The sequence below is a fragment of the Cronobacter dublinensis subsp. dublinensis LMG 23823 genome (genome assembly GCF_001277235.1).
Taxonomy (GTDB): domain Bacteria; phylum Pseudomonadota; class Gammaproteobacteria; order Enterobacterales; family Enterobacteriaceae; genus Cronobacter; species Cronobacter dublinensis.
Window position 1 is genome coordinate 1,233,043 of record NZ_CP012266.1, and the last position, 12,919, is coordinate 1,245,961.

14 protein-coding genes are annotated in these 12,919 nt (G+C 53.4%); 6 read left to right on the plus strand and 8 right to left on the minus strand.

Annotated features, from left to right (window positions below):
- Positions 1-55 precede the first annotated feature (55 nt).
- The 6 genes from AFK67_RS05650 (at position 56) to AFK67_RS05675 (ending at position 3,753) form a co-directional block, all read left to right on the plus strand.
- Positions 56-337, plus strand: coding sequence for a hypothetical protein (locus tag AFK67_RS05650; protein WP_007712980.1), 282 nt, complete (start codon positions 56-58; stop codon positions 335-337).
- Between the two features lie 36 nt (positions 338-373).
- On the plus strand, positions 374-718 hold the full coding sequence (locus tag AFK67_RS05655; RefSeq protein WP_007712977.1) for a carboxymuconolactone decarboxylase family protein: 345 nt from the start codon (positions 374-376) through the stop codon (positions 716-718).
- 35 nt (positions 719-753) lie between these two features.
- Positions 754-1,443 (plus strand): cupin domain-containing protein, encoded by a 690-nt coding sequence (locus AFK67_RS05660; RefSeq protein ID WP_234015169.1) that lies wholly within the window; start codon positions 754-756, stop codon positions 1,441-1,443.
- Entirely contained in the window at positions 1,440-2,534 is a 1,095-nt protein-coding gene (locus tag AFK67_RS05665) for a monoamine oxidase (RefSeq protein ID WP_007712970.1), read from the plus strand. Before AFK67_RS05660 ends, AFK67_RS05665 begins: the two co-directional genes overlap by 4 nt.
- 378 nt (positions 2,535-2,912) lie before the next feature.
- On the plus strand, positions 2,913-3,218 hold the full coding sequence (locus tag AFK67_RS05670; RefSeq protein WP_038884042.1) for an ArsR/SmtB family transcription factor: 306 nt from the start codon (positions 2,913-2,915) through the stop codon (positions 3,216-3,218).
- A 1-nt stretch (position 3,219) separates the two neighbouring features.
- Positions 3,220-3,753, plus strand: a complete 534-nt coding sequence (locus AFK67_RS05675; RefSeq protein WP_007728537.1) for a rhodanese family protein — start codon at positions 3,220-3,222, stop codon at positions 3,751-3,753.
- A gap of 72 nt (positions 3,754-3,825) precedes the next feature.
- Here AFK67_RS05675 and AFK67_RS05680 read toward each other — a convergent pair whose 3' ends face one another.
- From AFK67_RS05680 to tssF, 8 genes are all read right to left on the minus strand, one after another.
- The gene (locus tag AFK67_RS05680) at positions 3,826-4,311 is read right to left on the minus strand and encodes a DcrB-related protein (RefSeq protein WP_007728535.1); all 486 of its coding nucleotides are present in this window, start codon (positions 4,309-4,311) and stop codon (positions 3,826-3,828) included.
- Positions 4,308-5,909 (minus strand): OmpA family protein, encoded by a 1,602-nt coding sequence (locus AFK67_RS05685; protein WP_007728534.1) that lies wholly within the window; start codon positions 5,907-5,909, stop codon positions 4,308-4,310. The genes AFK67_RS05680 and AFK67_RS05685 overlap by 4 nt, the downstream gene beginning before the upstream one ends.
- The gene (locus AFK67_RS05690) at positions 5,910-6,479 is read right to left on the minus strand and encodes a DotU family type IV/VI secretion system protein (RefSeq protein ID WP_235047922.1); all 570 of its coding nucleotides are present in this window, start codon (positions 6,477-6,479) and stop codon (positions 5,910-5,912) included. It abuts the gene before it with no gap.
- A 23-nt stretch (positions 6,480-6,502) separates the two neighbouring features.
- Positions 6,503-7,843: a GlcNAc-transferase family protein gene (locus tag AFK67_RS05695; RefSeq protein WP_038884039.1), complete on the minus strand. Its 1,341-nt coding sequence runs from the start codon at positions 7,841-7,843 to the stop codon at positions 6,503-6,505.
- Positions 7,844-7,854: 11 nt separating this feature from the next.
- Positions 7,855-8,850: a fimbrial protein gene (locus tag AFK67_RS05700; protein WP_007728520.1), complete on the minus strand. Its 996-nt coding sequence runs from the start codon at positions 8,848-8,850 to the stop codon at positions 7,855-7,857.
- Positions 8,851-8,853: 3 nt separating this feature from the next.
- Positions 8,854-9,900 (minus strand): type VI secretion system protein TssA, encoded by a 1,047-nt coding sequence (locus tag AFK67_RS05705; protein ID WP_007728517.1) that lies wholly within the window; start codon positions 9,898-9,900, stop codon positions 8,854-8,856.
- A 61-nt stretch (positions 9,901-9,961) separates the two neighbouring features.
- Positions 9,962-10,990 carry a type VI secretion system baseplate subunit TssG gene (gene tssG / locus AFK67_RS05710; protein ID WP_032967513.1) on the minus strand — a complete coding sequence of 343 codons (1,029 nt, stop codon included), beginning with the start codon at positions 10,988-10,990 and terminating at the stop codon, positions 9,962-9,964.
- Positions 10,990-12,870 (minus strand): type VI secretion system baseplate subunit TssF, encoded by a 1,881-nt coding sequence (gene tssF / locus AFK67_RS05715; RefSeq protein ID WP_007728512.1) that lies wholly within the window; start codon positions 12,868-12,870, stop codon positions 10,990-10,992. The genes tssG and tssF overlap by 1 nt, the downstream gene beginning before the upstream one ends.
- Between the last annotated feature and the right edge of the window lie 49 nt (positions 12,871-12,919).

A 12,919-nucleotide genomic window follows, 5' to 3' on the forward strand; every position in this document is an offset into this window, starting at 1 on the left:
CAGGCCGGGTTTTTAACCGGGCCTGTTACCTCAACCCTGAGCGAAGGAGAGAACGATGGCTTATCTGCAAATCACCCTGGATATCAGTAATGAAAACCGTGCGGCAGCCGCGAGGGTATACCAGAAATACAAAACCCCGTTTCTGACCACCATCGAGGGTGCCACCTCTAAAGAGCTGCTTGTCCGTGACGAGGATGTCCAGGTGTTACACGGTTTTACGACCGTGGCGCAGGCGCAGGCATACCTAAACAGCCCACTGTTCACGCAGGATGTCGTAGCCGGTTTAAAACCGTATTTAAACAGCGCGCCTGACGTGCGTATTTTCGACGTCATGTAATGGCTTTTCTGAGACAAACAACAACCGGAGTTTTCAATGTTCTTAAACTGGAATGAATATCGCAGTGGCCTGCTCGCCACCATCGGCAAATTTGCCAAACTGCAGCCAGAGTTTATGAAAGGCTTTCAGCAGATGGATAAAGGGGCGTCAGAAAACAAGCACCTCGATCCTAAAACCCATGAACTTATTGCACTGGCCGTGGCTGTCACCACCCGCTGTGACGGTTGCCTGGCCGTACACGTGGACGCTGCGGTCAAGCACGGTGCCACGCGTGAAGAGATCGCCGAAGCGCTGGCCGTTGCCATTAACCTGAATACCGGCGCAGCGCTGACATATACCGCGCGAGCCCTGGATGTGTACGATAATCTTCCGAACAAATAGGCCTGCAGACGGCCCCCTGCGGGGCCGTCTAATCAATGACCATGATGTTACTGAATTCTGATTTTTCGCAGCGTGCGATCGTCACCCCGGATGATTATCAGTGGGTACCTTCTCCCCAGCCCGGCGTTGAGCGCGTGATGCTTGACCGGATTGGTCGCGAGCAGGCCCGCGCAACCAGCCTTGTCAGGTATGCGCCCGGATCCGAATTTTCCGCACACAGCCATCCCGGCGGAGAGGAGATTCTGGTGCTCGAGGGGACTTTTACCGAAAACGGTGTAGATCACCCTGCCGGCTGGTACCTGCGCAGTCCGGACGGTTCTTCTCACCAACCCTCAAGTCGCGACGGCACAACTATTTTCGTCAAGCTGCGCCAGATGTCTGCCGATGAGCGCCAGCCGGTCAGGATAAATACTCAGGAGGCAGCTAACTGGCATGGTAAGCCGCAAAGGCAAATCTGCCCGTTATTCTCCGGCCCCCTGGAAACCGTGCTGCTTCAGAAGCTTGCCCCGGGCGAGCGGATCTTCTGTGCGCCGCTTGTTGGCGGAGCAGAAATCCTTCTTCTGCAGGGGGAACTCCATGCGCCGGAAGGTTGCTATGGGGCAGGAAGCTGGCTGCGGTTTCCACCGGGCGATATGCCTGCTCTGATGGCCACCGCCTCTGGCGCACTTTTTTATCTGAAAACGGGACATCTCAGCCCGACAACCCTGACCGGAGCGACATTATGAAGCAGAGCGCGGTTATCATTGGCGCGGGCATAAGCGGCCTTTATGCCGCCACGCTGCTTGAAAAAGCGGGTGTTGATTATGTGATCCTTGAGGCTCGTGACAGAACCGGCGGGCGCGTGCTGTCAGGCCTGGAACTGGCGGGCACCTCCGCTGGCATTCATGTAGATATGGGGGCAGCGTGGTTCTGGCCAGATATTCAACCGGGCTTCGCGCAACTGATTGAGCGGCTTAACCTTCCGGTAATCGCGCATGGCCGCCCGGGTGACATGCTTTACGAACGCCAGCTGGATTCGCCCCCCGAACGCTACCCGGCATTGGAGAGTTCCCCGGCGTCTTTCAGGCTGAAGGGAGGGATGCAGGCGCTGACGGCGGCACTTAAAAGTCAGATCCCGGCTGAGAAGATTAAAACCGGCCATCAGGTGGTGGCGGTTTCCCGGGCTGGCAAGGAAGTGCAGGTCCATACCCGGTCCGAAAGCAGTAAAAAAGCCGTATTTTCCGGTGAGCATGTCTTCCTCGCTCTGCCTCCTGCTTTGGCAGCGAAAATAGAATTCATACCGGCGATGCCGGAACAGGTGCTGTCGAACTGGCGGAAAATCCCGACATGGATGGCTCCCCATGCAAAATATGTCGCTGTATATAAAACAGACTTATTGCATGAGCGGCAGCTTTCAGGGAATGCAGGAAGCCGCGTAGGGCCAATGGTTGAGATCCACGATGTATCCGAGCCAGATTCAGGCAAAACGGCGATTTTTGGTTTTATTGGCATACCGGCAAAATCAAGATGGACAGTCAGCGAAGCTGTTCTCAAAAGCCTTTGCCGGGAGCAGCTCGTACGCTTGTTTGGGCAGGATGCAGCAGAGCCCGAGGCTGAGTATTTAAAAGACTGGGCGGCCGATCCGTTTACTGCAACGGAATTTGATCTCCTGCAGGAAGTCGGGCACGCAATGCCTGAGCAACTCCCCGCCAGAGGAGAGTGGTCTGGCGAGATGACAGGTATCGCCAGTGAATGGTCGCCGCAATTCTCGGGCTATCTGGCAGGCGCAATTGACTCAGCATTAACGGGCGTTCAGCGCTGGTTACAACAGAAATAACCCCGTGAAAATGGTTTGTAGCCTTTCGAACCGGAGAGGGGTTATTAAAAAACATGAGTTTCCGGTTCGATAATACGTCTGTTATTGGAAACAGCTGGCTTCTGAAACGTCCGCTTCGGGCATCAGGCGGACTCTCGGAGACCCCCTGATAACATCGCGCGGGGTTAACCGGGGGGAAAATTCTAAAAGTAAGAATGCAGGCCGCGCGTACCTTCATAAATCCACTCTTTTTTATTCTCAAGCACCGCAGTGAACAGAGCGACGTCAGCTTTTGCATCGCGTGCCAGCCGGAGGGCATCTGCTGATTTTACGCGGCGGTTGCGTACCGGCTAATAGTTTAGTATTTTCTAAATTTAGGAAATACTAAACTATTCTCATATGACCGATCTGAATTTGTTACAACAACAGGCGGATAACGCGGCCGCGCTACTGAAAACGCTGAGCCACCCGCAGCGCTTGTTGATTTTATGCATGTTGATCGACAAACCCGGTACCGAAGCGGGCGAGCTGTGCAAAATGAGCGGCCTCAGTGCCTCCGCCACGTCTCAGCATCTGGCCCGCATGAAAACCGAAGGGCTTATCGAAGGCGTGCGGGAGGCCCGGTTTATCCGCTATCACATTAAAAATGAGGCGGTCGTCGCCGTGGTGCATACGCTGAAAAATATTTTTTGTCCGGGAGAATAATATGCCGTCTGTTTTTATCACCCCTGCCGAAGCAAAGGCGCTTGTCGAGCGCGGTGCCATCCTGATGGATATCAGAGGCCATGACGAATGGCGACGCGAGCATATTTCCGGGGCTCGTGTGGTGTCGCCTGAAAATAGCTATCCAGGTGGTTTTAACGACGCGCCGCTGCGCGAGACCGATACGGTCATTTTTCACTGCCAGAGCGGGATGCGCACCGAAAAAGCCAAAGACCCGCTTATCGCCGCGGTCCGTCCGGCCAACGCGCTAATCATGCAGGGCGGGATTAACGCCTGGAAAGCTGCCGGTTACCCGGTTATCACCGATCGCCGCCAGCCATTACCGCTGATGCGGCAGGTGCACATCGTCGCGGGCACACTGGCATTGAGCGGCACGCTTGCTGGCGCAACGCTTGCGACGGGTTTTTATATTATTCCGGGCGTTGTCGGGGCCGGGCTGCTGGTTGCCGGGGTGACGAGCTGGTGCGGTATGGCGAAATTACTGGCGGCGATGCCGTGGAATAAGCGCGCCGCGTAGGCGCAGTTGCGCGTAATACCTGAAACAGAAAGTGAGGGCGCGCCCCACTTTCTGTTATTGCTCAGGCGGGAATTATTGCGCCAGCGCGGACGCGTTCGGATTCACGCTGTTAATTATCTGCACGTAGTGTTTGCGCTGAAATTCCGTAAAGTCCGTTTCAGAATAGAGGGTGAAAATCAGGACTTCACGGCGCGTCGGGTTAGTGACGATGTGATACGGCAGCTGAATAATGGTTTGCACCTGGCGGATGGTTTTCCCTTCCTGCAAATAGCGGTTCGCGATTTGCACTACGGGCAATTTTGACGGGCCAGTTTCATGGCGCAGCAATTTCCCTTCGAGCTGAAAGCCGGGCAGTTGATGGCGCAAAATCTCCATTTGCGATTCGCAAAATGCTTCTGGCGTCTGCTCTTCATCGAGCGTCGCGCGATTGATTATCACGTTATATTCCTGATTATCCGGATCGCGGAACATGAGAATATTCACACTTCTGTCGAGCACCGGCGCGGTGGTCAGAAACGTCCCCTCATAAAGTGAATAGTGCTGCACTTTATTACTCATTGTTGAATTTCCTTATTTTGGGCAGGGTCGACGGGTAAAGCGATGACTTCAACCCGCCGGTTAAGCGCTTTACCGGTTTCAGTATCGTTGCCGGCGACTGGCATACTGTCGCCGAGACCGTAAATAGCGAATTGCGTAGCGGGCAGCGAGGCCTCTTTCATCAACCATTCGCGCACGGCGACAGCCCGCTCCAGTGAAAGCTGACGATTCACCTCGGTGCTGCCGGTGTTATCTGAATGCCCGATTATCAGAAAATGTCGGGCGGGGTGCTGTCTGATGAGCGCCAGCAACGGCGCCAGCGCCGCCGGGCTATGCGCACGCAGGCGGGCGCTCCCGGAAGAAAAGAGCGATAAGGGCGCCTGCGAGCTGAAATAAGGCAGGTCCCGGTAACGTTCGATGACCGCCTGCGTCTCACGCGCCAGCCGGGCGCAGGGGGATAAGCCCCAGTTCGTCAGTTGCGGCGAGACGGCGCACCGTGCGAGCCGCTGATGCTGCGCCTCAATCGTGCTAAGCGTTGCGCGCTGTGCGTTCACGTTCCAGGGCTCGACAGCCCTGAGGTTTTCGATAAGTGAGGTCGTCTGCCGGATCTGCGCGCGGGCATTCCAGAACGCGCTCAGTAACGAGGCCGCGAGCAGAATAAACGCCGCGCCGCTCAGAAGAAGGCCTACGGCGCGGGCCGTTTTTTGACGTACCGGTAAAAAGCGGGGCGCTTCCAGCGCTTCAGGAAGCGGCGGCAAAAGCAGGGCGGGAGAGAGCGGCGGTAGCACGCCATACTGAGTTTCAAGCCAGCGCGCCCACGCACCGTGTCGCGTGAAACCTTTGCCATCGTCAGCCACAACAATACCGCTCAGACGCAGCGCCGGGTGCGCCATAAACGACAGTAGCACGGCGTTAAGCGAAGTGGCCTCTGCCCAGCGCAACAGGCGTTGACCCATGATGCCTCGCTGGCGCGCGGTGATCTCTTGCGCCGTTTGCATGGCGGTAAAGGCGGCTTCCAGCGGTTCGAAAGGGTCTGGTGCCTGCGTGTCCGACCAGGGCGTGATAGCGGATAAACCGGCCCAGTATACTGCGTCGGTATTGCTGAGCCTCGCGTAAAACGTCACGCAGCACGGGAAGGCCTGTGGCCAGCAACAGGAGGCCATCGAACGCTGCCAGGCATCCAGCTGTTCTGCGATTAACGTAGCCTCTTCATAGCCATCGGGTAGCAGCGGGAGCCACAAGCGGATATCGGCTTGCGGGTGCCTGAGTTGCACCGGCTTAAGGCGGGCCTGCAACTCTTCGGCCGTCGCTGCCAGCAACCAGAGGGTTTGCTGCTCTGCTCTCAATTCTGCGCCGATACCAGAGCGGGTAAACCAGTGTGCTGCAAACGGGCCGACAATAAATATCACCAGCTCGCGATTCGCGGCGGGAGGGGAAGAGGTCTGCTTACTGGCGCGTGCGACGCGCTGGCTGATAAAAAGCAGACCTGCTATCAGCGCCGCGCCCGCGCAGGCGTTATTCAGCGCGGCGTTGCCTGTTATCACCAGCGTGGCGCTAAACGCGGCTAACGCGACAATACCCGTCAGCACGTGAACGATGCCTGAATACCCTAAACCCATTTAATACAGCCTGCTTAGCGTGTTCACGCACCAGAACCATAGCCCGGCCAGAGTGGTTATTAAGCCAATGCCCGTTACGGAAAGCATTTTTCTGCGGTGCTGATTGCCATTACAGGGCGGGGCCTGATTCTGCAGGACGCGGGTAATGTCGGGGGGTGCTGAAGACGCGCGGCCCTGCGTCCACAATGACTGTAAGGCGCTATCCTGCGGGAAAAGCGGGGACAGCAAGAACAGAAGCTGCTCTGCGTAAAGATGAAAGTGAAAATGCGTGTTCTGCAGCAGAGACGCCAGCGGCTCAGCAACGCCGGAAGAGGTCTCTTCATAACCATAATAATGGTGAGTCAGCGCATGACCTTCCCAGCTTAGTTGTTGCCGGGCAAGCGTTGTACGGGCGCACGCATCAATACCTGCGCAGAGGATTTTACATAATCTGTCGACATCATCTTCCGGTGCGCCGGCGGTCAGAAGCGAATGACAGAGCTGATCCAGCGTATTTGTCAGCCTGAGTTTTAATCCGGAAAATGAAGGAATAATGCCGTCCATCGAGAGTAAAATGGCGGTGGCGATCATTTTTTCAAACAGCGCGTCGCACGTTACCATGGTTTCTGCACTACCTCGCCCCAGCCTTCGCTTTGACTAAACGGCGACAAACGTACGGATGCCGGTGCAACAGCGGAAGGAGAAGTAAATTCAACGATGATTTCCAGCTGATCTTCGATGAGCGTCACCTGTTTTTTTAGTGACTCGGGCGTCAGATCCTGTCGGTAAAGCAGCGTATTCGTCTCGTCATAAACGCCGAGGTGCCACCAGGCAATATCCGTACGCTGATAATCCAGTTCTGAAGCGGGGATCTTCATTACTTTCCGGTAGGGATAAATAAACGCATTATCGTTCTGTGACGCGCCAGAATTATCCTCTGCGAAAAAGCTCACTTTATTTACGCCAGTCACATCGGGATGAACGGCGCGCTCGCGGAAATTAACGCCGATCGCCTTCTCAAAAGAAGGAAAATCGCGCACAGTACCGAGCCCATATCGCCCCATCTCGCAGGGCTGCGCTTCAAGACCCAGCAACGTTCGCACACGCTGCTTAGCAATATTGTCGCGCTCCCACCATGCCATCTTAACGCTGCCGGTGGCCTTAGCCTCATTGCTGTGATCGCCCCAGACTTTCGGGTGTTGTCGGCGGCCATAAAAATGCCAGAGCAATATTTTATGCGGGCAGTAAATATCGTATCCGCTGGTCCAGGCGCGTGCAGCCATGGCTATCTCTTCGCCCGCGAAAAAGATCTGCGGATCGTTCGGCACTTCCCTGACAAAGCTTCCCTGCGCAAAAATAAAACCGCCCGCCAGGTACCCGCAGCGTAGCGGGGATGCTGGCGTTACCGGGCGTGATGAAAGCATCACAATGCCTTGTGGCGTAAATTCCCGAAAGATAAGCCTGCTGATATAGCGTTTTCTCTCTTCGGTATTATCGGGATCGTAGGGCGGGGGATAGGTGGATAAGACCGGTTTGGGGCTCATTGAGCGTAATTGTTCAACCGTATTAATCATCTCCTCATCCCAGTGTTCAATAAAGCGACAATGGGAGTCGACCTGCAGGAAATAATCTTCGTCTTCGAAACGGGTTTCAGCCATATGGCGCGCCCAGCAGGCCCCCTGGCTCGTATAATAATGCAGGCTGATCACCTCAATAATCGCACCGGCGAAACTGAGTTTATACAAGGCGCCGCTCTCATGATCTTCAACAAACGCAACGGTAAAGCCCTGGTCAAGGAATGGTGTAATATCATTATTATCCTGCCAGCACACCGTAATATGGAGCCGCTGCGGGTTGGCTGCCATTTTTAGCATATCCTTGAGTGTCGGAATAAGCTCCGGGTCGCGGTAGCTGGCGATACTGACGAAGAGGGATGAAGGCGTGGTTCGGTTCATTGAGCAAGCCATTATTTAACCTGAAGGATAATTTCAGCTTCCGCGGAAAAATCGCCGTTAGCCGGGTGAAGAACCCCGGCAGTCGGTTTGAGATTCGCTTTCCAGTGAAAGGCGGCAGGCGTGTTGGAAGTGACATTTGTCAGAAGTTCGCTGGTGCTGCCATCCAGGAGCATCTGTTGACCCTGACCATTTCTGATTTCGATGCCCATTCTGTCGCTGTTGCCCACCGCATCTTTTACCTGAATGTATTTTTTATCAGTAGATGGCGTGTTGGTTGAAATCGCTGCCGTTGCAGAATAGTTACCGTAGTCAGACTGGCAGGTGATATCAAATGAAAGATCCTTTTCAATACCTCCCGCCGCCAGGTCAGCTGAGGTGACCAGACCAAAATCCACGATTTTATTATTATTGAACGTACAGGATGGCGTGCTGACGACGGTTATCTGTCCAATGTTAAGTTTCTGGGCATAATTGCTGAGGCTGTTCATTTCAACCCAGTCATAAGCAATATCACCGGGCGGTAAAACGATATCGCCATCGGGGTTTTTTAAGGAGAGGCGCTGTTGTGTTTTATACAGTTCAACACGGAAATAAGAGCCGGCGGAATAAATAAATCGCCCGGTGGGCGTGGTAAAACTCATCGCGCCTTCGGAAGGAAAATCCCCGAAAGCGGCGGAGTTATTCCAGCGCAGTTTAATACCAATACCGGGGATGGATGTGGGATAAAGTTTCGTGCTGGTATCCTGCGCGCCGAGATTATAAGGGCTTTTACCGTACGGCGTGCCTTTTAGACAGTTAATATACGAAATCTGTGTGCCCTGCACAGACGAATCGTAACTGAAAACCGGGACTGTCGTGCTGACCGGGGCATCCGCATCAATTTGAAAGCGTTGCGAAGGAATAGAGAGCGTGGTAGGCCCAACGCCGTCGCTCAGATCTGGCTCACAGGCTTGGGTTTGGGTTGCAGCGACGACGAGCAGCGCACCCATGAAAATAGGCGTTTTCATGCTTTATTCCTTTTCTGCTTCCAGCAGCGCGATCAATTCCGCAGGGATGAATTTCAGTAGCGCATTAAAATGCATGCCGATGGTTCTTTCAGTAAAAGCCAGCAGCGGTATTACCGGACTGCTCGGTTCAGCCTTAATAAACCAACTGCGAATTTCCTTAAGGCGGGAAAGCGCCTCAGCCCGGCTGTTAATGTCGCGCAATTGCCCCGCAGATGTTGCTATCGCTGGCGTTTCTGTGGCGGTAATGACCTCCGTTGCTGCGCTTTCTTCGCCAGTCTCCGCAGGCGTGCTTTCATTGCTGGGCCCTACCTCTGGCATAGCCTGCATATCGGGCGCGATAAAAAATTTCAAAAGTTGGCTCAGGCTGGGGAAATCCGGTAAATCAACACCGGCATGCTGTGGCAGTAAGCTTTTAATTTGATCAAGCCAGTGCTTCGCCAGCTGTAAAGAATGAATTGTCGGTTCATTCTGTTCCCGCCATTCATGGCGCATCGCAGATAGCATTATTTCGGGTAACGCATCGCTTTCACGCGGGACGGCATGCGATTTTTCAAATACCTTTAGCGTAATTTGCGTACCGGCCGCTTTAGGTAAAAGTTGATTGCGCAGGTCACCAATAAAACCGTGAATATCTTCGAGATCGTTAAGTGCATTGATCCGCATTAGAGGATCGAATTCACCTTCGTCATAAAGCTGAGGATGAATATCGTCTGGCCAACGCTTAAGTAAAGCAAAAAGGGCAATTAACCCTTCTTCTACCGCCATCAGGCCAATTTGTCGCAGCCGGCAGCGCATCAGAATAATCATTAACCTGATGTCTTTGCTGCGTTGAAAAAGAGTAAAGCAGTCGCGCTCGGTTTCTGCCCAGTTCACTGGCTCAGCAGCCTCGGTAAAATGGCCGTATTCCGCATCAAGCCTTGGCTGCAGCCGGGATTGCAGCATTATAAAATCGGGGTCATATTCCAGATTGACGCCGCAGGGCAGCGCGCCTGCCAAAGGCTCTGCGAGCGATTGATAATATTCAGAAACTTTCACAGGTGTAGCGTCCATTATGCTTATCCTTTACTGCGCGATAACACGCTGAATGCCTTTTCAGTAGCAGCCAGCACTTTTAGCTGCGTTGATTTATTTCTGGCTCAAAACACATGCCATAGACCGGTTTAATTGACTCTTCTCTTTCAAGCCAGCTGGCGTAACCGAGCTGATGAGTACCATCCAGCGAGGCATGGGGCACATCCTGCGCTTTAAGAAGCAGCTGCACTTCCCATGCGTATTCGAAGCCAACAAAGTTGCGCACCCATTCCTTGATAACCGGCAAATCCTGTCCCCATGGACTAAAACGCAGATATTGTTCAATACTGAGCGGCCCCAGAATGAGTTGAAATTTATGCTGACGATCGAGCACCGTCTCGCCAAGAATCGCACCCTGGCCAAGCAACATTGCGGCTTCACTGCTCCCCAGCTGTGTCTGATCACGGCTATCCAGTACAATCCATTGGCCTACAAACTCTTTAATATTGATCGGTACCTGAAAGTAATCCTGAATGGCGCCCAGCAGCCCGTCAGGATTTCGCGCTTCACGTATCAGGTGCGCGCAGGAGGTCAGACGGGCATGAGCAGGCAGGCAAGATGTGGCGATTTCATGACTGTCGAGACCCGCGAGGCTGGCAATATAGAAGGCGAACTTTTCATCATCGGTTCTGTCAAGCGTCGCCGTATCCTGCGAAATAAACCAGGCGCGGAAGAAATGCGAGAGCGCCCGGTGATGAAAGAGATCAACAAAATCGGCGAGAGCGTAATCGTGATTCTCAATGCGGCTATAAACCAGCTCGGTAAAATGCAGCGGCATGGCGCCCTGAGCACCCCATATGCCTGGCCCAAAAATTTGCATCTGCAATTTGCCATCACGCCAGTCCATTCGGGCGATTTCGCGAGGCGCGAATGCCATATAAGCACGTTGTCCAATACGAAAGGCTTCCTGAGAAGGCAGCTCGGCATGGCCAATTGCTGGCAGATTAGGCGTTCTGGCCGCGATGGCGCGCAGCGTACTGATGAACCCCGATTGCCAGGGCGTATCGCTATTGCACCAGCCATGAAGCCGGGTGGGGAGCGGCGAGGCAAGTGTTTTTTCCTGCGTCATCACAGTACACCTCTCCTTCCGGGGCGCGCTTTCCAGCAGGTAATGCGTCCGCGCTGCATAGACACCAGTTCCGTCTCCGTGAAAACATTAATAGCAGCGTGCCGGGCAATATAATTTTCCATGATGAGCCCGAAAAGATAAGGGCTTATTCCTGAGAAACCATTTTCATCAACTGTCAGCGTGCAACGCACGCCTCTGCCATAGATAAGCAAGCCATCATCGGGTAAGCGACGAATGACCGGTTCGCTTTTACAACCTACCAGTGCATCAATTTGCGTATTGGCTTCATGATCGGAGTGACTGACAAATAAACGCAGCATCTTGCGCAGCGCTTCCCCGCCAGGGCTGTGATGCATATCCGCCAGAGGTTGATAGTTAAAACTGAGCTGACGTATCAGGCGCCAGGCGGACTCATCTTTGGCGAAAGGCGGTTGCGGGACGGAGGGCGCGCAAACGAATCTGGCACCCTCAACCGGTGCCGCATCCGTCATGGTCAGATTAAAACTGCCCGTGCGTGAAAGTAACGCCGGAAGATCGCGATTGGTGACCAGTGCATCTATAGATAAATAGCGGATTGCGTCGCTATATGGCGCTTCGTGCTGGTCAACCAGCGAGATAAAAACTTCGGTCCCGCGATAAGGCGTGCGCGTTTCATATTTACGAACGTTTTTTTCAAGCGTCCTTGAGCGCCTCGTCAGAGAAAAATAGCGTCCGGCGTTGCCATTATGGTAATGACGAGTCTGGAACAGAGGATTAAAAATGACCTCATTGCTGGTCTCAGCTTGCTGCCCAACAACCTTACTAATCGAAAAAACCTCATAATCCAGCGGCCGGCTGCGATCGGCCACAACATGAAATTCATTTAACGCCCTGTTGACCTCAATCTTATCCATATGTTTAGGAAACAGATTAACAACGGGCGTACAAAACAGCAGGAACCGTGAGGCTGTAATGTGACCGACTAAATCCTGCGGAGCATTATCCAGCAGGATGATAATCTCAGCTTCATTACTGTCGATATTCTTCAGGCCTTTACTTAGCTGTGTCAGGGTAAAAAAGTAAAAGCGCTGGCGGCAGGCAAAATACTCCAGGAGCAGGTTATGCCCATGAAAAATATTCCATTGAAAGGGCAGTAATCCTTGTTCAGGATTCAGACCTGCAAAGGCTAACGGTGACTGCGCAATCAGCGTATCTTCAGTTCCTGCGTCAGATTGCCCCCGGACCAGCATGGCGACATGCGCTGTATGGATAAGCTCAAAGATGTGAGAAACCACGCGTTCATCGCCATCGATATAAATGGGTAATTGATCAAGCCCGTCCAGCTGCGAAAAGTGCAGTTCTTCATGCAGCTTCAATTTTATACGCAGTGCACCCTTGAGCCGCTGAAGGGGGAAATGGAATTTGGCGGACGAGGGAATATCTGGCGGTAACGACGTCAGACGGGCCTCAGCGATTTCAAGCGGCCATAAAGTGACCTCATGACCGCTGCGAAATTCGCAACGTGTCGCTTCACCAGGTGCGATTGGCGTATAGAAAGCGCTTTGACGCGCAACCTTATAACCCTGAGTGAGATCGCCCTCTTTAAAGTCCGGCTTCAACTGAACCACGCCCATGGACGGCACCGGAGAGGTATAATTGGGGTAAATAATATCCAGTAAGCGTTGGGTAAAGAGAGGAAATTCCGCATCCAGTTTGATTTGCATACGGGCGGACATAAAACAAAACGCTTCAATCAGGCGCTCTACATAAGGGTCTGCAATTTCAATGCCATGCATCCCCAGGCGTGCGGCAATCTTAGGATGACGTATGGCGAAATCCTGGGCCATTTCCCTCATGTAGGTGAGTTCTTTGTTGTAATAGTCAAGAAATTTATTATCCATTTCCCGTCCTGATTAAACATAAATGGTCAAGTGGTTGTTCAATATTCTA